General features: G+C 68.4%; 15 protein-coding genes. 14 read left to right on the top strand and 1 reads right to left on the bottom strand.

Features of this window, described 5'->3' with window-relative positions; translation table 11 throughout:
• Positions 1–69: 69 nt before the first annotated feature.
• From secE to tuf, 14 genes are all read left to right on the top strand, one after another.
• On the top strand, positions 70–354 hold the full coding sequence (gene secE / locus OHA99_RS15050; RefSeq protein WP_153178422.1) for a preprotein translocase subunit SecE: 285 nt from the start codon (positions 70–72) through the stop codon (positions 352–354).
• Positions 355–434: 80 nt separating this feature from the next.
• The gene (gene nusG / locus OHA99_RS15045) at positions 435–1,307 is read left to right on the top strand and encodes a transcription termination/antitermination protein NusG (protein ID WP_282881914.1); all 873 of its coding nucleotides are present in this window, start codon (positions 435–437) and stop codon (positions 1,305–1,307) included.
• Positions 1,308–1,494: 187 nt separating this feature from the next.
• Positions 1,495–1,929: a 50S ribosomal protein L11 gene (rplK, locus tag OHA99_RS15040; RefSeq protein ID WP_003974315.1), complete on the top strand. Its 435-nt coding sequence runs from the start codon at positions 1,495–1,497 to the stop codon at positions 1,927–1,929.
• Between the two features lie 107 nt (positions 1,930–2,036).
• Positions 2,037–2,762, top strand: coding sequence for a 50S ribosomal protein L1 (rplA, locus tag OHA99_RS15035; protein WP_153178420.1), 726 nt, complete (start codon positions 2,037–2,039; stop codon positions 2,760–2,762).
• Between the two features lie 209 nt (positions 2,763–2,971).
• Complete coding sequence (locus OHA99_RS15030) at positions 2,972–3,814, top strand: hypothetical protein (protein WP_282881915.1); 843 nt, start codon at positions 2,972–2,974, stop codon at positions 3,812–3,814.
• 151 nt (positions 3,815–3,965) lie between these two features.
• Complete coding sequence (locus tag OHA99_RS15025; RefSeq protein ID WP_165685103.1) at positions 3,966–4,808, top strand: DUF1396 domain-containing protein; 843 nt, start codon at positions 3,966–3,968, stop codon at positions 4,806–4,808.
• Positions 4,809–5,123: 315 nt separating this feature from the next.
• On the top strand, positions 5,124–5,654 hold the full coding sequence (rplJ, locus tag OHA99_RS15020) for a 50S ribosomal protein L10 (protein WP_153178417.1): 531 nt from the start codon (positions 5,124–5,126) through the stop codon (positions 5,652–5,654).
• A gap of 117 nt (positions 5,655–5,771) precedes the next feature.
• Positions 5,772–6,152, top strand: a complete 381-nt coding sequence (gene rplL / locus OHA99_RS15015; RefSeq protein WP_087807759.1) for a 50S ribosomal protein L7/L12 — start codon at positions 5,772–5,774, stop codon at positions 6,150–6,152.
• Between the two features lie 588 nt (positions 6,153–6,740).
• Positions 6,741–10,226 (top strand): DNA-directed RNA polymerase subunit beta, encoded by a 3,486-nt coding sequence (gene rpoB, locus OHA99_RS15010; protein WP_153178416.1) that lies wholly within the window; start codon positions 6,741–6,743, stop codon positions 10,224–10,226.
• A gap of 97 nt (positions 10,227–10,323) precedes the next feature.
• Positions 10,324–14,223, top strand: a complete 3,900-nt coding sequence (locus OHA99_RS15005; RefSeq protein WP_007443927.1) for a DNA-directed RNA polymerase subunit beta' — start codon at positions 10,324–10,326, stop codon at positions 14,221–14,223.
• A gap of 938 nt (positions 14,224–15,161) precedes the next feature.
• Positions 15,162–15,533, top strand: coding sequence for a 30S ribosomal protein S12 (rpsL, locus tag OHA99_RS15000; protein WP_003948652.1), 372 nt, complete (start codon positions 15,162–15,164; stop codon positions 15,531–15,533).
• A 2-nt stretch (positions 15,534–15,535) separates the two neighbouring features.
• Positions 15,536–16,006: a 30S ribosomal protein S7 gene (gene rpsG / locus OHA99_RS14995; protein ID WP_003974303.1), complete on the top strand. Its 471-nt coding sequence runs from the start codon at positions 15,536–15,538 to the stop codon at positions 16,004–16,006.
• Between the two features lie 39 nt (positions 16,007–16,045).
• Complete coding sequence (gene fusA, locus OHA99_RS14990) at positions 16,046–18,172, top strand: elongation factor G (RefSeq protein ID WP_153178415.1); 2,127 nt, start codon at positions 16,046–16,048, stop codon at positions 18,170–18,172.
• A 171-nt stretch (positions 18,173–18,343) separates the two neighbouring features.
• Complete coding sequence (gene tuf, locus OHA99_RS14985; RefSeq protein WP_007443930.1) at positions 18,344–19,537, top strand: elongation factor Tu; 1,194 nt, start codon at positions 18,344–18,346, stop codon at positions 19,535–19,537.
• A gap of 101 nt (positions 19,538–19,638) precedes the next feature.
• On the opposite strand, the gene OHA99_RS14980 is transcribed toward tuf, so the two are convergent.
• Positions 19,639–22,116, bottom strand: coding sequence for an FtsX-like permease family protein (locus tag OHA99_RS14980; protein ID WP_405696136.1), 2,478 nt, complete (start codon positions 22,114–22,116; stop codon positions 19,639–19,641).
• Positions 22,117–22,311: the final 195 nt, after the last annotated feature.

Genomic DNA, 22,311 nt, shown 5'->3' with positions numbered 1-22,311 from the left:
CAGCAATGCACCGCCGTGCGGCTCCAACCGGGCGCGGCACGGCCACGACCCGGAATCAGGTGAGGACGAGTGACGGACGCCGTGGGCTCCATCGACATGCCTGATGCCCAGGACGAGGCGCCGGACTCCAAGAAGTCCCGCAAAGGCGGCAAGCGAGGCAAGAAGGGCCCGCTGAAGCGGCTCGCGCTCTTCTACCGCCAGATCGTCGCGGAACTGCGCAAGGTCGTCTGGCCCAGCCGCAACCAGCTGACGACGTACACCACCGTGGTGATCGTTTTCGTGGTCATCATGATCGGCCTGGTGACTCTGATTGACTATGGCTTCTCTCACGCCGCCAAGTACGTCTTCGGCTGAGTCGAGAGCGAAGGGCGCCGAGGTACCCGGCGCCCCTTTCGCGTGTTCCACCCCTATGTATCCAGGAAGAAGCAGCCACAGTGTCTGACCCGAACGTGAACGACGCCATCGAGCCGGTCGAGTCCGTCGAGGACGAGCTCGGCACCGTCGAGGGCGCCGACAACGAGGACACCGAGGCCTCCGCCGAGGCCGAGGCTGCCGACGACACCGTCGTCGCGGAGACGGACCAGGCGGACGAGGCGGAGACGGACGCGGAAGCGGACGAGACCGCCGAGTCGGCCGGTGAAGCCGAGACCGAAGCCGGTGCGGACGAGGCCGAGGCCGACGAGCCCGACATCGACCCGATCGAGAAGCTCCGCCAGGAGCTGCGCGTCCTGCCCGGCGAGTGGTACGTCATCCACACCTACGCCGGTTACGAGAACCGCGTGAAGACCAACCTCGAGCAGCGCGCCGTCTCGCTCAACGTCGAGGACTACATCTTCCAGGCCGAGGTGCCGCAGGAAGAGGTCGTCCAGATCAAGAACGGCGACCGCAAGACGATCCGCCAGAACAAGCTCCCCGGCTACGTGCTGGTCCGCATGGACCTCACCAACGAGTCCTGGGGCGTCGTCCGCAACACCCCCGGTGTCACCGGCTTCGTCGGCAACGCCTACGACCCGTACCCGCTGACGCTGGACGAGATCGTCAAGATGCTCGCCCCGGAGGCCGAGGAGAAGGCCGCCCGCGAGGCCGCCGAGGCCGAGGGCAAGCCGGCGCCGCAGCGCAAGGTCGAGGTCCAGGTGCTGGACTTCGAGGTCGGCGACTCGGTCACCGTCACCGACGGCCCCTTCGCCACCCTCCAGGCCACGATCAACGAGATCAACGCCGACTCGAAGAAGGTCAAGGGCCTCGTCGAGATCTTCGGCCGCGAGACCCCGGTCGAGCTGAGCTTCGACCAGATCCAGAAGAACTAGTACCCCACCGGTACTCCGCACTCCTCTGGACGTACTACTTCCGACCAGGTCAGGCGCCCGCTCGCGCGGCGTCTGACCTGCTCGGTTTTTGGCCGCGCATCTATACCCGTTATCGTTGTGCGGTATGCCTGTGTCCGGGTAGCTCCCGAATGCGGGCAGGACCCGAATCGAAAGGACCCGGAGAGCTATGCCTCCCAAGAAGAAGAAGGTCACGGGGCTCATCAAGCTCCAGATCCAGGCCGGTGCCGCGAACCCGGCTCCGCCGGTCGGCCCCGCGCTGGGTCAGCACGGCGTCAACATCATGGAGTTCTGCAAGGCCTACAACGCCGCGACCGAGTCGCAGCGCGGCTGGGTCATCCCGGTGGAGATCACGGTCTACGAGGACCGCTCCTTCACCTTCATCACCAAGACGCCGCCGGCCGCCAAGATGATCCTCAAGGCCGCGGGCGTGGAGAAGGGCTCCGGCGAGCCGCACAAGACCAAGGTCGCGAAGATCACGCGTGACCAGGTCCGTGAGATCGCCACCACCAAGATGCCCGACCTCAACGCCAACGACCTGGACCAGGCGGAGAAGATCATCGCCGGTACCGCCCGTTCCATGGGCGTCACGGTCGAGGGCTGACCTCCACCCCCGTAAGCCAGCCAGGCGGCGGTAGCCGCAAGGTCAGGACAGTGTGGCGGGGCCTGCTCGGCCCTAACCACGACTCCTAAGAAGCCACAGGAGCAGTAGTGAGCAAGCGCAGCAAGTCTCTCCGCGCTGCGGACGCCAAGATCGACCGGGACAAGCTCTACGCCCCGCTCGAGGCCGTCCGTCTCGCCAAGGAGACCTCCACGAGCAAGTTCGACGGCACCGTCGAGGTCGCCTTTCGCCTGGGTGTCGACCCGCGCAAGGCCGACCAGATGGTCCGTGGCACCGTGAACCTCCCGCACGGCACCGGTAAGACCGCCCGGGTCCTGGTCTTCGCGACCGGTGACCGTGCCGAGGCCGCGACCGCCGCGGGCGCCGACATCGTCGGCTCCGACGAACTGATCGACGAGGTGTCGAAGGGCCGTCTGGACTTCGACGCCGTCGTCGCCACCCCGGACCTCATGGGCAAGGTCGGCCGCCTCGGCCGCGTGCTCGGTCCCCGTGGTCTCATGCCGAACCCCAAGACCGGCACCGTGACCCCGGACGTCACCAAGGCTGTCAACGACATCAAGGGCGGCAAGATCGAGTTCCGCGTCGACAAGCACTCGAACCTGCACTTCATCATCGGCAAGACGTCGTTCGACGACACCAAGCTGGTGGAGAACTACGGCGCGGCGCTGGAGGAGATCCTCCGTCTGAAGCCGTCCGCCGCCAAGGGCCGCTACATCAAGAAGGCCGCCATCAGCACCACGATGGGCCCCGGCATTCCGCTCGACTCCAACCGCACCCGCAACCTCCTCGTCGAGGAGGACCCGGCCGCGGTCTGAGCGAGCAGCTCGCCCCACCGGTTCACGGGCCCCGCACCTTCCGAGGTGCGGGGCCCGTCCCTTTGCCTTTCCCCGCCCCCTGTTCGCCCCGCCCGTGTTCGCCCCGTCCCTGTTCGTCCCGTCCCCTTTTCCGGCGCCCTGGGTTAGCGTGCGGGCACCGGACCCGCGCATGGGGCGCAGGAGCCGTACGGGGCGCAAGGGGTGGGCGGATGACGGGCACGAGGGCACGCCGTACGGTCGTCTCGGTCGCGGTGTCGGCCGCGCTGGCCTGCGCCACCGCGTGCACCTCCGGCGAACCGCCCGCGGCCCCTTCCCCCGCCTCCGCTCCATCGGGCTCCGCGGCACCGTCCTCCAGCCCCCCGGCGCTCACCGGCCCCTCGGCCGATGCCCTGCGGTCCGTCGAGCGGGCCACCGGGCGGGCGGGATCGGCGCGGGTGGAGTCCACGACCGTGATGGGCCGGGAGCTGTCCCTGGAGGCCGCGGGCGCCCTCGGCTGGCGCGACGGCGGCCTCACCGGAACACTCACGATCACCTACACGGGCGGCACGACCGCCGAGACGATGCGCCGCCTCGGCACCACCGCGATGGAGGCCCGGTACCTGCCCGACGCCTACTACGCCAAGATGGGCGACGCGTTCGCCGACCGGGTGGGCGGCAGGCACTGGATCAAGTACGTGTACGAGGACCTTGAGGACCTCGGCGGCGGGGCGGGCGCCGGGTTCGCCGAGCAGATGCGCAACACCACGCCCCACCAGGCGGTGAAGCTGCTGCTGACGGCCGGGGACGTGCGCAGGGTGGGGGAGGAGACGACGCGCGGCCGGCGCACCACCCACTGGTCCGGCACGGTGGGCGGGGAGACCGCCCAGACCGTCGACATCTGGGTCGACGACCGGCACCTGCTGGTCAAGAAGGTCGAGCGGGGACGCACGAAGACCGGCGAGCTGACCCAGACCGCCTACTACAGCGACTACGGCGTCACGGTCTCCGCGCAGCGCCCGCCGGCCGCGGACACGGCGGACTTCAAGGAACTGCTCGCGTCGCAGGCGGAGTGAGGTCGGCCCGGCCGGGCGGAATTCACAAGATCGTTCGAACCGATTCGGCTACGCTCGCGTCCTTGTTGTGGAGAACTCCTGTGGAGCAGCGGTGCGTTTCCTGTGACGTCCGACGCCCCTTGTGCTCCCTGAATCCCGTGGGGGGATATCGATGAAGACTTCCGTACGCGTGCCCGTGGGCGCCGGCCTGGCCGCACTGCTGCTCGCAGGCGGGGCGGTGGGCTGCTCCAAGGGCGACTCCGAGTCCCCGGAGATGACGCCCGCGGCCGCCGTCGCCAAGGCGGCGAAGAACTCGGAGGAGATCGACTCCCTCCACTACCGCCTGACCGGCAAGACGCCCGAGGAGGGCCGCATCAAGGCCGAGGCCGAGATGCAGATCAAGCCGACGCTCGCGATGAGCATGAAGATGACGGCGCTCGACCAGGGCGCCGAGGGCACCGCGGAGATCCGGCTCGTCGACAAGGCCATGTACATCGGTGGCGGCCCCGAGGCGGCCAAGGAGATGGACGGCAAGCGCTGGATCAAGTTCGACCTGTCCGGCACGGGCGTCGACGAGCAGATGAACCAGATGGGCAGCGCCTCCCAGGCCGACAAGAACCCGGCGACCGAGTCCACCTTCCTCACCGGGGCCAAGGACGTGGAGAAGGTCGGCACCGAGACCGTCGAGGGCGTGAAGACCACCCACTACAAGGGCACCGTCTCCCTCGCCGACCTGGAGAAGTCCATCGGGGACGAGGACGAGGCCACCCGGGAGAAGCGCGAGAAGAGCCTCGAGCAGTACGAGAAGCTGGGCGTCGACAAGCTCACCATGGACATGTGGGTCGACGGCGACGACCAGACCAAGCAGTTCCGCATGCGGGCCGACGCGGACAAGGGCCCGCTGGACATGACCTTCACCTTCCTCGGGGTCAACGAGCCCGTGAAGGTCAGCGCCCCGCCCGCCGCGGAGGTCGCCGACCTGGCCGAGATGATGAAGGAGGCCCAGCAGGGCTGAGACGCCGGCGCCCGGCCCGTCCGGTCGCCGCGGGGGCGGATTTGCTTGGCACTGCCCCGTTCACGTACGCTTCCACAGAAGCCAAAGACCGCTGGTCGTTGCCGTGTGTTCGAAAGAGGCACGGTGGCCGAAGGATCCGCTGAATTGCGGACGACCCGCGCAGGTGACTGTGGATGAGCTCCCGGAAGTCCCCGCCCCGTGCGGATGACGATCGGTCGAGCCACGCCCCGAGCGCCTGCGCCGGGGCGTTTCGTTTTCCCCAGTCCTCCTTCGGGTCCGCGCGGTCCGAATCACCCGGAAGGAGGCCGAGGCTCTATGGCGACGCCCGAGAAGGCTGCCGCGGTTGCCGAGCTGACGGACAAGTTCCGCAGCTCCCACGCCGCCGTGCTGACCGAGTACCGCGGTCTCACCGTGGCGCAGCTCAAGACGCTGCGCCGGTCGCTCGGTGAGAACGCCCAGTACGCCGTGGTGAAGAACACGCTGACCAAGATTGCGGCCAACGAGGCCGGGATCACGCTCGACGACCAGCTCTTCGCTGGTCCGACGGCCGTCGCCTTCGTCACCGGTGACCCGGTGGAGTCGGCGAAGGGTCTGCGCGACTTCGCCAAGGACAACCCGAATCTCGTCATCAAGGGCGGTGTCCTTGACGGCAAGGCGATGTCCGCCGACGAGATCAAGAAGCTTGCGGACCTCGAGTCCCGCGAGGTTCTGCTCTCCAAGCTGGCGGGTGCCTTCAAGGGCAAGCAGTCCCAGACTGCTCAGCTCTTCCAGGCGCTTCCCTCGAAGCTCGTCCGCACCGTGGACGCGCTCCGTGCCAAGCAGGACGAGCAGGGCGGTGCCGAGTAACTCGGCTCGCTTTCTGGTCCGGGCCGCCTGAGCGCGGCGCGGACCGCAGCGGGCCGACGTACGCCCGCCACACCCCGTACATCCGGCACCTGCCGAATTAGTGGAAGGACCGCCATCATGGCGAAGCTCAGCCAGGACGACCTGCTCGCCCAGTTCGAGGAGATGACCCTCATCGAGCTCTCCGAGTTCGTGAAGGCCTTCGAGGAGAAGTTCGACGTCACGGCCGCCGCCGCCGTCGCCGCCGCCCCGGCCGCCGCTGCCGCTCCGGCCGAGGCCGCTGCCGAGCAGGACGAGTTCGACGTCATCCTCACCGGTGCCGGCGACAAGAAGATCCAGGTCATCAAGGTCGTGCGTGAGCTGACCTCCCTGGGTCTGAAGGAGGCCAAGGACCTCGTGGACGGCGCCCCGAAGCCCGTCCTCGAGAAGGTCGCCAAGGACGCCGCCGAGAAGGCCGCCGAGTCCCTCAAGGGCGCCGGCGCCTCCGTCGAGGTCAAGTAAGACCGCACCGGCACCACGGATCCGTCAGGGTCTGTAACGCCGTAGCACCGAAGAGCGATCATCCATCCGGGTGGTCGCTCTTCGGCGTACCGGGGGTCCGGCGGCGGCTGCCTTGCACGTGTGACGGTGAAGAGTAGGGTGATCTTCGTCGTGCCGTCTCCGGGGCCCTGAGAGCCGCTGGAGGCAACCGGTTCGGGCCAAGGGGGGCCTTGACGAACCGCACGCAGCGCGCAATTCTCAGGGCGTCGTCAAAGGATCCGAATCCGAGGCATGGATCGACGGCGAAGAGGGCAGTATCTGGGTGCGTTGAGGGCGAGGCCTTGCCGCACAGGTGGTGAGAACAACGAGGAGCGAACACGGTCCCCGAGAACCGCACTGGACATCAGTGAGCCAAGTGGCTACACTGACCCTTTGCGCTGCCTGTTAGCTGCCCCCTGCCCGTCACCAGGGGTCTGCCCTCGCCCGAGCACTGATGACCAGAGCATGCCTGACCTGGCTCTTTAGCCACATCAGGCACCCCCTGTCTCCGTGCACGGAAGAGGGGCCGGTACGCGCGTAGTGAGTCCGAGCCCTCGGAAGGACCCCCTCTTGGCCGCCTCGCGCAATGCCTCGACCGCGAATACGAACAACGCTGCCAGCACCGCCCCGCTGCGCATCTCCTTTGCAAAGATCAAGGAGCCCCTCGAGGTTCCGAACCTCCTGGCGCTGCAAACCGAGAGCTTCGACTGGCTGCTCGGCAACGACGCCTGGAAGGCTCGCGTCGAGTCGGCTCTGGAGTCCGGTCAGGACGTCCCCACCAAGTCCGGTCTGGAGGAGATCTTCGAGGAGATCTCCCCGATCGAGGACTTCTCCGGGTCGATGTCGCTGACGTTCCGCGACCACCGCTTCGAGCCCCCCAAGAACAGCATCGACGAGTGCAAGGACCGCGACTTCACGTACGCGGCCCCGCTCTTCGTCACCGCCGAGTTCACCAACAACGAGACCGGCGAGATCAAGTCCCAGACGGTCTTCATGGGCGACTTCCCGCTCATGACCAACAAGGGCACCTTCGTCATCAACGGCACCGAGCGTGTCGTCGTGTCGCAGCTGGTCCGTTCGCCGGGTGTCTACTTCGACTCCTCCATCGACAAGACGTCCGACAAGGACATCTTCTCCGCCAAGATCATCCCGTCCCGGGGTGCCTGGCTGGAGATGGAGATCGACAAGCGCGACATGGTCGGTGTGCGCATCGACCGCAAGCGCAAGCAGTCCGTGACCGTCCTCCTCAAGGCCCTCGGCTGGACCACCGAGCAGATCCTCGAGGAGTTCGGCGAGTACGAGTCCATGCGCGCCACCCTGGAGAAGGACCACACCCAGGGCCAGGACGACGCGCTGCTCGACATCTACCGCAAGCTGCGTCCGGGCGAGCCCCCCACGCGTGAGGCCGCGCAGACGCTGCTCGAGAACCTCTACTTCAACCCGAAGCGCTACGACCTCGCCAAGGTCGGCCGCTACAAGGTGAACAAGAAGCTCGGCGCGGAGGAGCCGCTGGACGCCGGCGTGCTCACCACCGACGACGTCATCGCCACCATCAAGTACCTGGTGAAGCTGCACGCCGGTGAGACCGAGACGACCGGCGAGTCGGGCCGGGAGATCGTCGTCGAGACCGACGACATCGACCACTTCGGCAACCGCCGCATCCGCAACGTCGGCGAGCTGATCCAGAACCAGGTCCGTACGGGTCTCGCCCGTATGGAGCGCGTCGTGCGCGAGCGCATGACCACCCAGGACGTCGAGGCGATCACGCCGCAGACCCTGATCAACATCCGGCCGGTCGTCGCCTCCATCAAGGAGTTCTTCGGCACCAGCCAGCTGTCCCAGTTCATGGACCAGAACAACCCGCTGTCGGGGCTGACGCACAAGCGTCGTCTGAACGCCCTCGGCCCGGGTGGTCTCTCCCGTGAGCGGGCCGGCTTCGAGGTCCGCGACGTGCACCCGTCGCACTACGGCCGCATGTGCCCGATCGAGACGCCCGAAGGCCCGAACATCGGTCTGATCGGCTCGCTCGCCTCGTACGGCCGGATCAACCCCTTCGGCTTCATCGAGACGCCGTACCGCAAGGTCGTCGACGGCCAGGTCACGGACGACGTGGACTACCTGACCGCCGACGAGGAGGACCGCTTCGTCATCGCGCAGGCCAACGCCACGCTCAACGACGACCTGCGGTTCGCCGAGGCCCGCGTCCTGGTCCGCCGCCGTGGCGGAGAGGTCGACTACGTCCCCGGGGACGACGTCGACTACATGGACGTCTCGCCGCGCCAGATGGTGTCGGTCGCGACCGCGATGATCCCGTTCCTCGAGCACGACGACGCCAACCGTGCCCTCATGGGCGCGAACATGATGCGTCAGGCCGTGCCGCTCATCAAGAGCGAGTCCCCGCTCGTCGGCACCGGCATGGAGTACCGCTCCGCCGCCGACGCCGGTGACGTGGTCAAGGCCGAGAAGGCGGGTGTGGTCCAGGAGGTCTCCGCGGACTACATCACCACGACCAACGACGACGGCACGTACATCACGTACCGCCTGGCCAAGTTCTCCCGGTCCAACCAGGGCACCTCGGTCAACCAGAAGGTCATCGTCGCCGAGGGCGACCGGATCATCGAGGGCCAGGTCCTGGCCGACGGTCCGGCCACCGAGAACGGCGAGATGGCGCTCGGCAAGAACCTGCTGGTCGCGTTCATGCCGTGGGAGGGTCACAACTACGAGGACGCGATCATCCTGTCGCAGCGCCTCGTGCAGGACGACGTCCTCTCCTCGATCCACATCGAGGAGCACGAGGTCGACGCCCGTGACACCAAGCTCGGCCCCGAGGAGATCACCCGGGACATCCCGAACGTCTCCGAGGAGGTCCTCGCCGACCTCGACGAGCGCGGCATCATCCGCATCGGTGCCGAGGTCGTCGCCGGCGACATCCTCGTCGGCAAGGTCACGCCCAAGGGCGAGACCGAGCTGACGCCGGAGGAGCGCCTGCTCCGCGCGATCTTCGGTGAGAAGGCCCGTGAGGTCCGCGACACCTCGCTGAAGGTCCCGCACGGCGAGATCGGCAAGGTCATCGGCGTCCGCGTCTTCGACCGCGAGGAGGGCGACGAGCTTCCCCCCGGTGTGAACCAGCTGGTGCGCGTGTACGTGGCGCAGAAGCGCAAGATCACCGACGGTGACAAGCTCGCCGGCCGGCACGGCAACAAGGGCGTCATCTCCAAGATCAACCCGATCGAGGACATGCCGTTCCTGGAGGACGGCACGCCCGTCGACATCATCCTGAACCCGCTGGGTGTCCCGTCCCGAATGAACCCGGGACAGGTCCTGGAGATCCACCTCGGCTGGCTCGCCAGCCGCGGCTGGGACGTCTCCGGCCTCGCGGAGGAGTGGGCGCAGCGCCTCCAGGCCATCGGCGCCGACAAGGTCGAGCCCGGCACCAACGTCGCCACCCCGGTCTTCGACGGTGCGCGCGAGGACGAGCTGGCCGGCCTGCTCCAGCACACCATCCCGAACCGGGACGGCGAGCGCATGGTGCTCCCGACCGGCAAGGCGCGGCTGTTCGACGGCCGCAGCGGTGAGCCGTTCCCGGACCCGATCTCGGTCGGGTACATGTACATCCTCAAGCTCCACCACCTGGTCGACGACAAGCTGCACGCCCGGTCGACCGGCCCGTACTCGATGATCACCCAGCAGCCGCTGGGTGGTAAGGCCCAGTTCGGTGGCCAGCGCTTCGGTGAGATGGAGGTGTGGGCGCTGGAGGCTTACGGCGCCGCGTACGCCCTCCAGGAGCTGCTGACGATCAAGTCCGACGACGTGACCGGCCGCGTGAAGGTCTACGAGGCCATCGTCAAGGGCGAGAACATCCCTGAGCCCGGCATCCCCGAGTCCTTCAAGGTGCTCATCAAGGAGATGCAGTCCCTGTGCCTCAACGTGGAGGTGCTGTCCTCGGACGGCATGTCCATCGAGATGCGTGACACCGACGAGGACGTCTTCCGCGCAGCGGAGGAGCTCGGCATCGACCTGTCGCGGCGCGAGCCGAGCAGCGTCGAAGAGGTCTGACGGGAGTCAGGCGGGGCCTGTCCTCCACAGGCCCCGCCGATCCCGCGACCCCCGTTTCAGACCACAGACTTACAACCCTGAGAGGGATTGACGCATAGTGCTCGACGTCAACTTCTTCGACGAGCTCCGGATCGGTCTGGCCACCGCTGACGACATCCGTCAGTGGAGCCACGGCGAGGTCAAGAAGCCCGAGACCATCAACTACCGCACCCTCAAGCCCGAGAAGGACGGACTCTTCTGCGAGAAGATCTTCGGTCCGACCCGGGACTGGGAGTGCTACTGCGGCAAGTACAAGCGCGTCCGCTTCAAGGGCATCATCTGTGAGCGCTGCGGCGTCGAGGTCACTCGCGCCAAGGTGCGCCGTGAGCGGATGGGCCACATCGAGCTGGCCGCCCCCGTCACCCACATCTGGTACTTCAAGGGCGTCCCGTCGCGCCTGGGCTACCTGCTGGACCTGGCGCCGAAGGACCTCGAGAAGGTCATCTACTTCGCCGCGTACATGATCACCTTCGTGGACGAGGAGCGCCGCACCCGCGACCTGCCCTCGCTGGAGGCCCACGTCTCCGTCGAGCGCCAGCAGATCGAGCAGCGCCGCGACTCCGACCTGGAGGCCCGCGCCAAGAAGCTCGAGACGGACCTCGCCGAGCTGGAGGCCGAGGGCGCCAAGGCCGACGTGCGCCGCAAGGTGCGCGAGGGCGCCGAGCGCGAGATGAAGCAGCTGCGCGACCGTGCGCAGCGCGAGATCGACCGCCTCGACGAGGTGTGGAACCGGTTCAAGAACCTCAAGGTCCAGGACCTCGAGGGCGACGAGCTGCTCTACCGCGAGCTGCGCGACCGCTTCGGCACCTACTTCGACGGCTCGATGGGCGCCGCCGCGCTCCAGAAGCGCCTGGAGTCCTTCGACCTCGACGAGGAGGCCGAGCGCCTCCGCGAGATCATCCGCACCGGCAAGGGCCAGAAGAAGACCCGTGCGCTCAAGCGCCTCAAGGTCGTCTCCGCGTTCCTCCAGACCAGCAACAGCCCCAAGGGCATGGTGCTGGACTGCGTGCCGGTCATCCCGCCGGACCTGCGTCCCATGGTGCAGCTGGACGGTGGCCGCTTCGCGACCTCCGACCTGAACGACCTGTACCGCCGCGTGATCAACCGCAACAACCGCCTGAAGCGGCTTCTCGACCTCGGCGCGCCCGAGATCATCGTGAACAACGAGAAGCGCATGCTCCAGGAGGCCGTGGACGCGCTCTTCGACAACGGCCGTCGTGGCCGCCCGGTGACGGGCCCCGGCAACCGTCCGCTGAAGTCGCTGTCCGACATGCTCAAGGGCAAGCAGGGCCGCTTCCGTCAGAACCTGCTCGGCAAGCGAGTCGACTACTCGGCGCGTTCCGTCATCGTCGTCGGCCCGCAGCTGAAGCTGCACCAGTGCGGTCTGCCCAAGGCCATGGCACTGGAGCTCTTCAAGCCGTTCGTGATGAAGCGCCTGGTCGACCTGAACCACGCGCAGAACATCAAGAGCGCCAAGCGCATGGTCGAGCGCGGCCGCACGGTCGTGTACGACGTGCTCGAAGAGGTCATCGCGGAGCACCCGGTTCTGCTGAACCGCGCTCCCACCCTGCACCGCCTCGGCATCCAGGCCTTCGAGCCGCAGCTGGTCGAGGGCAAGGCCATCCAGATCCACCCGCTCGTCTGCACCGCGTTCAACGCGGACTTCGACGGTGACCAGATGGCCGTGCACCTGCCGCTGTCCGCGGAGGCGCAGGCCGAGGCCCGCATCCTGATGCTGTCCTCGAACAACATCCTCAAGCCGGCCGACGGCCGTCCGGTGACGATGCCGACCCAGGACATGGTCCTCGGTCTGTTCTTCCTCACCACCGACTCCGAGGGGCGTGGCCCCAAGGGTGAGGGCCGTGCCTTCGGGTCCGCCGCCGAGGCGATCATGGCGTTCGACGCGGGCGACCTGACGCTCCAGGCGAAGGTCGACATCCGCTTCCCGGTGGGCACCATCCCGCCGCGCGGCTTCGAGCCCCCGGCCCGCGAGGAGGGTGAGCCCGAGTGGCAGCAGGGTGACACCTTCACCCTGAAGACCACGCTGGGCCGCGCGCTCTTCAACGAGCTGCTGCCCGAGGACTACCCGTTCGTCGACTACGAGGTCGGCAAGAAGCAGCTCTCCGAGATCGTCAACGACCTCGCCGAGCGCTACCCGAAGGTCATCGTGGCGGCGACGCTCGACAACCTGAAGGCGGCCGGCTTCTTCTGGGCCACCCGTTCCGGCGTCACCGTCGCCATCTCCGACATCGTCGTCCCCGACGCGAAGAAGGAGATCGTCCGCGGCTACGAGGCGCAGGACGAGAAGGTCCAGAAGCAGTACGAGCGCGGTCTGATCACCAAGGAAGAGCGCACGCAGGAGCTCATCGCGATCTGGACCAAGGCGACCAACGAGGTCGCCGAGGCGATGAACGACAACTTCCCGAAGACCAACCCGGTCTCCATGATGGTGAACTCGGGTGCTCGCGGAAACATGATGCAGATGCGTCAGATCGCCGGTATGCGCGGTCTGGTGTCGAACGCCAAGAACGAGACGATCCCGCGTCCCATCAAGGCGTCCTTCCGTGAGGGCCTGTCCGTGCTGGAGTACTTCATCTCCACGCACGGTGCCCGTAAGGGTCTGGCGGACACCGCTCTGCGTACCGCCGACTCGGGTTACCTCACGCGTCGTCTGGTCGACGTCTCCCAGGACGTCATCATTCGCGAGGAGGACTGCGGCACCGAGCGCGGTCTGCGGCTGCGGATCGCCGAGCGCGGCGCCGACGGCGTGCTGCGCAAGGCGGAGGACGTCGAGACCAGCGTCTACGCCCGCATGCTCGCCGAGGACGTCGTCATCGACGGCAAGGTCATCGCGCCGGCCAACGTCGACCTGGGTGACGTGCTCATCGACGCCCTGGTCGCCCACGGCGTCGAGGAGGTCAAGACCCGCTCGATCCTGACCTGCGAGTCCCAGGTCGGCACCTGCGCCATGTGCTACGGCCGCTCGCTGGCCACCGGCAAGCTGGTCGACATCGGTGAGGCGGTCGGCATCATCGCCGCCCAGTCCATCGGTGAGCCCGGCACCCAGCTGACGATGCGTACCTTCCACACCGGTGGTGTGGCCGGTGACGACATCACGCAGGGTCTGCCGCGTGTCGTCGAGCTCTTCGAGGCCCGTACCCCGAAGGGTGTCGCCCCGATCTCCGAGGCCTCCGGCCGCGTCCGGATCGAGGAGACCGAGAAGACGAAGAAGATCGTCGTCACCCCCGACGACGGCAGCGACGAGACGGCGTTCCCGATCTCGAAGCGTGCCCGTCTGCTGGTGGGCGAGGGCGACCACGTCGAGGTGGGCCAGAAGCTCACCGTGGGTGCCACCAACCCGCACGACGTGCTGCGCATCCTGGGTCAGCGTGCCGTCCAGGTCCACCTGGTCGGCGAGGTCCAGAAGGTCTACAACTCGCAGGGCGTGTCGATCCACGACAAGCACATCGAGATCATCATCCGGCAGATGCTGCGCCGCGTGACGATCATCGAGTCCGGCGACGCCGAGCTGCTGCCCGGCGAGCTGGTCGAGCGGACCAAGTTCGAGACCGAGAACCGTCGTGTGGTCCAGGAGGGCGGTCACCCGGCCTCCGGTCGTCCGCAGCTGATGGGTATCACCAAGGCCTCGCTGGCGACGGAATCCTGGCTGTCGGCCGCCTCCTTCCAGGAGACGACCCGAGTCCTGACGGATGCGGCGATCAACGCCAAGTCCGACAGCCTCATCGGCCTCAAGGAGAACGTCATCATCGGTAAGCTCATCCCGGCCGGTACGGGTCTGTCCCGCTACCGCAACATCCGGGTGGAGCCGACCGAGGAGGCCAAGGCCGCGATGTACTCGGCCGTCGGCTACGACGACATCGACTACTCGCCGTTCGGCACGGGCTCCGGCCAGGCCGTTCCGCTGGAGGACTACGACTACGGTCCGTACAACCAGTAGGCGGGTCGCCTGACCAGGCGCTGAGACCGAAGGGCGGTCACCCTCGACGAGGGTGACCGCCCTTCGGCTGTGCCGATAGCCCGTCTGCCTGGGCGGCATCGCCGGGCCGGCCCTGGCGGGAGAGACGTTCCGGTTGGTCATGTGGGCGACCGGTGTCGGGCCGCTCGCTCTCGGCGTCCTCCTCCTCGGGATCGGGCTCTCGGCGGCGCGCCGACGGCTCGCGCTGAGGAAGCGGGGGATCGGCGTCGTGGCGCGGTTCTGCCACGGCGGTGGGCAGAAGAAGTACTTCCGGTACACCGACCTTCAGGGCGGCGAACACGAGATCGTGGCCGACTACGCCGCGCCGGCACTCGGCGGCCGTTCCGAGCGCATCAAGGTCGTCTACGACCCCGCGGATCCGGACCGGGCCGTCTGTACCTTGGCGACGCGGACCCTGGTGTGGCGGGGGGCGGGCATCGTCCTGATCGGTGTGCCGGTGCTGCTCTTCGGGCTGTGGCCTTTCGGCCGCTGGGGGGCCGCGCTGCTGCTGCGAGGGGTGCGGCTGGGCCGCGGCGGCCCGGAGCCGCCCTCGTCGGGCTGGGGCCCGCCTGTTCGTGTGATGCCGGTGACCGTCCGGTCGGCGGCGGTGCGGCGCCTCCGCCGGCTCCGCCCGAGGGCCTGTGCCGATCCGGATGAAGCGGAGCGAAACGGGCGCGATGGCCGGTGTCGCCCATTTGTTTTGACCGCAGCGAATGCGATAGGTACGCTCAGACCTTGTGCCTGGGGTGTGCCCTGGCCTCGTGCGTGCCTACCACCGCACCGGGGCCGTATGTGGCCACCGCATTTCGCGTCTCCTACCGCCTCGCGGGCGGAGCTCGCGGTTTCGACACACCCGACCGCGTGGGTCGGAGGCGTTCCAGGTTAGCTTCACCATTCGGCACACAGAAACCGGAGAAGTAGTGCCTACGATCCAGCAGCTGGTCCGGAAGGGCCGGCAGGACAAGGTCGAGAAGAACAAGACGCCCGCACTCGAGGGTTCCCCTCAGCGCCGTGGCGTCTGCACGCGTGTGTTCACGACCACCCCGAAGAAGCCGAACTCGGCCCTGCGTAAGGTCGCGCGTGTGCGTCTGACCAGCGGGATCGAGGTCACCGCTTACATTCCGGGTGAGGGGCACAACCTGCAGGAGCACTCCATCGTGCTCGTGCGCGGCGGCCGTGTGAAGGACCTGCCGGGTGTTCGTTACAAGATCATCCGCGGTTCCCTCGACACCCAGGGTGTCAAGAACCGCAAGCAGGCCCGCAGCCGCTACGGCGCCAAGAAGGAGAAGTAAGAATGCCTCGTAAGGGCCCCGCCCCGAAGCGCCCGGTCATCATCGACCCGGTCTACGGTTCTCCTCTGGTGACCTCCCTGATCAACAAGGTGCTGCTGAACGGCAAGCGCTCCACCGCCGAGCGCATCGTCTACGGCGCCATGGAGGGTCTGCGCGAGAAGACCGGCAACGACCCGGTCATCACGCTCAAGCGCGCTCTCGAGAACATCAAGCCGACCCTCGAGGTCAAGTCCCGCCGTGTCGGTGGCGCGACCTACCAGGTCCCGATCGAGGTCAAGCCGGGCCGTGCGAACACGCTCGCCCTGCGCTGGCTCGTCGGTTACTCCCGCGCCCGTCGTGAGAAGACCATGACCGAGCGTCTGCTGAACGAGCTCCTCGACGCCTCCAACGGCCTCGGCGCCGCTGTGAAGAAGCGCGAGGACACGCACAAGATGGCCGAGTCCAACAAGGCCTTCGCGCACTACCGCTGGTAGTCGCTACCCACATCGAGACCGAGAGAAGACTGAAGCCTTATGGCTACCACTTCACTTGACCTGGCCAAGGTCCGCAACATCGGGATCATGGCCCACATCGACGCGGGCAAGACGACCACCACCGAGCGGATCCTGTTCTACACCGGCGTCTCGTACAAGATCGGTGAGGTCCACGACGGCGCCGCCACGATGGACTGGATGGAGCAGGAGCAGGAGCGTGGCATCACGATCACGTCTGCTGCGACCACCTGTCACTGGCCGCTCGAGGACAACGACTACACGATCAACATCATCGACACCCCGGGGCACGTCGACTTCACCGTCGAGGTGGAGCGTTCCCTGCGTGTGCTCGACGGTGCCGTGACCGTGTTCGACGGTGTCGCCGGTGTCGAGCCCCAGTCCGAGACGGTGTGGCGTCAGGCCGACCGTTACGGCGTGCCCCGCATCTGCTTCGTGAACAAGCTGGACCGTACCGGCGCCGACTTCCACCGCTGTGTGGGGATGATCTCGGACCGTCTGGGCGCCCAGCCGCTGGTCATGCAGCTCCCGATCGGTGCCGAGGCCGACTTCCACGGCGTCGTGGACCTCGTCCGCATGAAGGCGCTGGTCTACTCCGCCGAGGCCGCCAAGGGCGAGATGTACGACGTCCTCGACGTGCCGGCCGAGCTCCAGGAGCTGGCCGAGGAGTACCGCGGCAAGCTGATCGAGGCCGTCGCGGAGAACGACGAAGAGATCATGGAGCTGTTCCTGGAGGGCCAGGAGCCCACCGAGGAGCAGCTGTACGCCGCGATCCGTCGTATCACCATCGCGTCCGGCAAGTCCGACGAGACCACGGTCACCCCCGTGTTCTGCGGCACCGCGTTCAAGAACAAGGGCGTCCAGCCCCTGCTCGACGCGGTCGTGCGCTACCTGCCGACCCCGCTCGACGTCGAGGCCATCGAGGGCCACGACGTCAAGGACCCCGAGGTCGTCGTCTCGCGCAAGCCGTCCGAGGACGAGCCGCTGGCCGCGCTCGCGTTCAAGATCATGAGCGACCCGCACCTCGGCAAGCTCACCTTCGTCCGGGTCTACTCGGGCCGCCTGGTGTCCGGCACCGCCGTGCTGAACTCCGTCAAGGGCAAGAAGGAGCGCATCGGCAAGATCTACCGCATGCACGCCAACAAGCGTGAGGAGATCGAGTCGGTGGGCGCCGGCGACATCGTCGCCGTCATGGGCCTGAAGCAGACCACCACCGGTGAGACGCTGTCCGACGACAAGAACCCGGTGATCCTGGAGTCCATGGACTTCCCGGCGCCGGTCATCGAGGTCGCGATCGAGCCCAAGTCCAAGGGCGACCAGGAGAAGCTGGGTGTCGCCATCCAGCGTCTCGCGGAGGAGGACCCCTCCTTCCAGGTGCACACCAACGAGGAGACCGGCCAGACCGTCATCGGCGGCATGGGCGAGCTTCACCTCGAGGTGCTGGTCGACCGGATGAAGCGCGAGTTCAAGGTCGAGGCCAACGTCGGCAAGCCGCAGGTCGCGTACCGCGAGACGATCCGCAAGACCGTCGAGCGCGTGGACTACACCCACAAGAAGCAGACCGGTGGTACCGGTCAGTTCGCCAAGGTGCAGATCGCGATCGAGCCGATCGAGGGCGGCGACGCCTCGTACGAGTTCGTGAACAAGGTCACCGGTGGCCGCATCCCCAGGGAGTACATCCCTTCGGTGGACGCCGGTGCGCAGGAGGCCATGCAGTTCGGCATCCTGGCCGGCTACGAGATGACGGGCGTCCGCGTCACGCTCATCGACGGTGGCTACCACGAGGTCGACTCCTCCGAGCTCGCCTTCAAGATCGCCGGTTCGCAGGCCTTCAAGGAGGCCGCGCGCAAGGCTTCGCCCGTGCTCCTGGAGCCGATGATGGCCGTCGAGGTCACCACGCCCGAGGACTACATGGGTGAGGTCATCGGCGACATCAACTCCCGCCGTGGCCAGATCCAGGCCATGGAGGAGCGTGCGGGCGCCCGTGTCGTCAAGGGCCTCGTGCCCCTGTCGGAGATGTTCGGCTACGTCGGCGACCTCCGCAGCAAGACGTCGGGTCGCGCAAGCTACTCGATGCAGTTCGACTCCTACGCCGAGGTTCCCCGGAACGTCGCCGAGGAGATCATCGCGAAGGCCAAGGGCGAGTAACGGGCCACTCCGTTCAACGGACCCCGTGAACACGCTTTAGGCTTGACCCCGGAGCCTGCAAGGGGCATTCCGCCGTCAACCCGGCGGAATGCCCCGGGCCCGGGTTTCCCAGCAAAGATCACCTGGCGCCGATGAGTAAGGCGTACAGAACCACTCCACAGGAGGACCCCAGTGGCGAAGGCGAAGTTCGAGCGGACTAAGCCGCACGTCAACATCGGCACCATCGGTCACATCGACCACGGTAAGACGACCCTCACGGCCGCCATTACCAAGGTGCTGCACGACGCGTACCCGGACCTGAACGAGGCCTCGGCCTTCGACCAGATCGACAAGGCTCCCGAAGAGCGCCAGCGCGGTATCACCATCTCCATCGCGCACGTCGAGTACCAGACCGAGGCGCGTCACTACGCCCACGTCGACTGCCCCGGTCACGCGGACTACATCAAGAACATGATCACGGGTGCGGCGCAGATGGACGGCGCCATCCTCGTGGTCGCCGCCACCGACGGCCCGATGCCGCAGACCAAGGAGCACGTGCTCCTGGCCCGCCAGGTCGGCGTTCCGTACATCGTCGTCGCCCTGAACAAGGCCGACATGGTGGACGACGAGGAGATCCTGGAGCTCGTCGAGCTCGAGGTGCGTGAGCTCCTCTCCGAGTACGAGTTCCCGGGCGACGACGTTCCGGTCGTCAAGGTCTCCGCTCTGAAGGCCCTCGAGGGCGACAAGGAGTGGGGCAACTCGGTCCTCGAGCTCATGAAGGCCGTGGACGAGGCCATCCCGGAGCCCGAGCGCGACGTCGACAAGCCGTTCCTGATGCCGATCGAGGACGTCTTCACCATCACCGGTCGCGGTACGGTCGTCACCGGCCGCATCGAGCGTGGTGTCCTCAAGGTCAACGAGACCGTCGACATCATCGGCATCAAGCAGGAGAAGACCACCACCACGGTCACCGGCATCGAGATGTTCCGGAAGCTCCTCGACGAGGGCCAGGCCGGTGAGAACGTCGGTCTGCTCCTCCGCGGCATCAAGCGCGAGGACGTCGAGCGCGGCCAGGTCATCATCAAGCCGGGCTCGGTCACCCCGCACACCGAGTTCGAGGCCCAGGCCTACATCCTGTCGAAGGACGAGGGTGGCCGTCACACCCCCTTCTTCAACAACTACCGTCCGCAGTTCTACTTCCGTACGACGGACGTGACCGGCGTCGTGACCCTCCCCGAGGGCACCGAGATGGTCATGCCGGGTGACAACACCGAGATGAAGGTGGAGCTCATCCAGCCCGTCGCCATGGAAGAGGGCCTGAAGTTCGCCATCCGCGAGGGTGGCCGGACCGTGGGCGCCGGCCAGGTCACCAAGATCAACAAGTAAGCTCCGCTTGCTTGTCGGTCGACCCGACCTGACATGGGCTGATGCCTGAGAGGGCCCGTACGACTTCGGTCGTACGGGCCCTTTCGTCGTGTCACCCCGCGTCACTCGCGGGCGACCGCGCGGCGGCGCAGCAGCAGGGTGGCGGAGGTGAGCGCCGCCGCCGTGGTGAGGGCCGCGCAGATGGCCGCGGTGGTGGTGACGGCGGTCCACGGGACGACCGGGGTGACGGGGGCCGTGAGCAGGTGCAGGGCCGCTGCCATGCCCGCCAGGTTGAGGCCGGCGACCAGCAGGCCCAGGAGGGCGCCCACCGCGGTGACCGTCAGGGACTCGACGGCGAGCAGCCGCAGCACCTGTCGGTCGGTGGCGCCCGTGAGGCGCAGGACCGTCAGCTCGCGGGCCCGGTCGGACGTCGCCGTCAGCATCGTGTTGACCACGGAGATCCCCGTGTAGAGCAGGGCGATGCCCAGAACCAGGAAGAGACCGGCCCGTGTCGTGCCCCGGGCAGCGGGGGAGGCGGCCGCGGCCCACTCGTCGCCGCTCGCCACCCGTCCGCCCACCGGCGTCACCGCCCCGCGCAGCCCGGCGGCCACGGCGTCGGCGTCGGCGCCGTCGGCGAGGGCGACGTCCACCCGGTCGGCGGGGGCGCCGGCCGCGTTGGCCGCGGTGACGTAGACGCCGTTGTCGCCGGTGCCGGTGTGCATCACGGCGGCGATGCGCAGGGTCTTCCGCGTGCCGTCGCCGAGCCAGATCCGTACGCTCCGGCCGACCGTGTGCTCCGCCCACTCCTCGTTCACGATGATCGAGCGGTCGTCGAGGTCGGCCACCTTGCCCGCGGCGAGCGGGAGCCGGGTCGTGGCGGTGAGGGCCCCGGGGCCGGCGACGGCACGCGCGTCGGACCTGATCAGGGCCACACCGTCCTCCAGGGCGTACACCGCGGTCGACGAGGTCGGGGAGACCTCCGCCCCGGGCACCGCGCGCAGGCGGTCCACGGCCGCCGCGTCGAAACCCGTACCGGAGGGCGCCGTGACCACGAAGGCGGCCGCGGTCCGCTCCCGGACCTCGGCGGCCTTCGCCTCGTCCAGGGTCGCGACGGCGCCGAGCAGGGAGCCCGCGAGCGCGACCGTGACCAGCACCGGCGCCGCGACGGCCGCGGTACGCCGTACACCGGCCGCCGTGTTCTCCCGGGCCAGCAGGCCCGTGGCGCCCGGCAGCCGGGCCGGCAGCCAGGTGAGCAGCCGCGCCGACGGGCGCACCACGACCGGTGCGAGCAGCGCGGCGGCGGCGATCAGCAGCATCGGGCGGCTCACGTACGTCTTGCGGTGCAGCAGGTCGCCGGGGTCGCCGGCCAGGGCGACCACGAGCGTGACCAGCGCGGTCAGCAGCAGCCCCGCCCCGCACACCCAACGGCCCCGGGTCATCGTCCCGGTGTCGGCGGAGGCCTCGCGCAGGGCCTCGACGGGACTGGTGCGGCCCGCCCGCCATGCCGCCGCCGTCGCGCCGCACAGGGCGACGGCGAGCCCCGTCCAGAAGGCCATGTGGTACGGCCAGGTGTGCTCGCCGATGGTGAACCAGGCCGGTGCCAGACCCTCCTCGACCACCTGTGCCGCCAGATGCGGCGCGGCGTACGCGCCGAGCAGGCAGCCGGTCGCGGACGCGAGCACGCCGACCGCGAGGGCCTCGCCCAGCACCATCCGGCGCAGCTGCCCCGGCGTCGCCCCGGCCGTGCGGAGCAGCCCGAACTCCCGGCGCCGCTGCGCCACCGCGAAGGCGAAGGTGGACGCCACGACGAAGACCGACACGAAGGCGCTGACGCCGCCGGCCGTGCCGAACAGGGCGTTGAGGGCCGTCAGCGCCTCGCGGTCCCGGTCGGGATCGGCGTCCGCGTACCGCCGGTCGTCCCCGGCGAGCACCCGGACGCCCGCGCTGCCCGGCACCGAGTCCCGTACGGCGTCCCGCACCGCCTCCCGTACGGCGGACACCTCCGCGTCGACGGCGAGCTGCACGCTGACCGGGGAGAGCCGGGCGGCCCGCGCGTCGGTGAAGAAGACGGCGTCCTCGAAACCGAGGCGGGGCACGGTCCCCACCACCCGCAGGGTGCCCCGGTCCGTGCGCACCCGGTCGCCCGGCGCGGCCCAGCCGCGGGTGACGACGACCTCGTCGGAGGCTCGGGGGGCGCGGCCCGCGTCGATGCGGTACGGGGCGAAGGCGGCGGTGGACCAGGGGTGGCCGATCAGGTCGCCGGGGCCGCGGGAGCCGTGGACGCGGACCGGGAAGGAGCGGTCCTCGACGACGGGGCCGAGGTCCTTCAACCGGGTCGTGAGCGCGTCCGGCACGGAGCGAGGCCGTGCCAGTTCCTTCGTGCGCTCCCCGGAGGGTGTGTGCACGCGCAGGGTGTCCTGCCCCCGGACCACCACCGGCGCGGCGGCGAAACGCTCCGGCGCGCGTTTCGGCGCGTCGAGCGAGGAGGCCAGCGCCAGGCCCGTCACGGTCAGCAGCGCGGCTCCCAGCGACAGGGCGATGAAGCTCCCGATGAAGGCGGGCCAGCGGGCGCGGAGGGTGTGGAGGGCGGTGGTCAGCACGGGGGCCTCCGGCCGGGTCGGGGTGAGGTGGGGCGGGGTAAGGACGGTGTGAGGGTGAGGGCGCGGTCCGGTGCGGCGGGATGCCCGGGGCGGGTGGCGGCCGGGGGTGGGGTCCGGTCGGTGGCGCGGTGTCTTCACGAAACCGCGCGGGACGGCACCCACGCAGTGCGGCAGGGGCGAGAAGAGGGGTGGGGC

This window comes from Streptomyces coelicoflavus (assembly GCF_045041415.1).
GTDB classification, from domain to species: domain Bacteria; phylum Actinomycetota; class Actinomycetes; order Streptomycetales; family Streptomycetaceae; genus Streptomyces; species Streptomyces coelicoflavus.
This window is presented reverse-complemented; position numbering and strand designations above follow the sequence as displayed.

Coding starts and splice junctions, on each gene's coding strand:
- fusA (WP_153178415.1), top strand. CDS start 16,046: ATGGCTACCACTTCACTTGACCTGGCCAAGGTCCGCAACATCGGGATC.
- rpsG (WP_003974303.1), top strand. CDS start 15,536: ATGCCTCGTAAGGGCCCCGCCCCGAAGCGCCCGGTCATCATCGACCCG.
- rplL (WP_087807759.1), top strand. CDS start 5,772: ATGGCGAAGCTCAGCCAGGACGACCTGCTCGCCCAGTTCGAGGAGATG.
- rplJ (WP_153178417.1), top strand. CDS start 5,124: ATGGCGACGCCCGAGAAGGCTGCCGCGGTTGCCGAGCTGACGGACAAG.
- OHA99_RS15025 (WP_165685103.1), top strand. CDS start 3,966: ATGAAGACTTCCGTACGCGTGCCCGTGGGCGCCGGCCTGGCCGCACTG.
- rplK (WP_003974315.1), top strand. CDS start 1,495: ATGCCTCCCAAGAAGAAGAAGGTCACGGGGCTCATCAAGCTCCAGATC.
- OHA99_RS15030 (WP_282881915.1), top strand. CDS start 2,972: ATGACGGGCACGAGGGCACGCCGTACGGTCGTCTCGGTCGCGGTGTCG.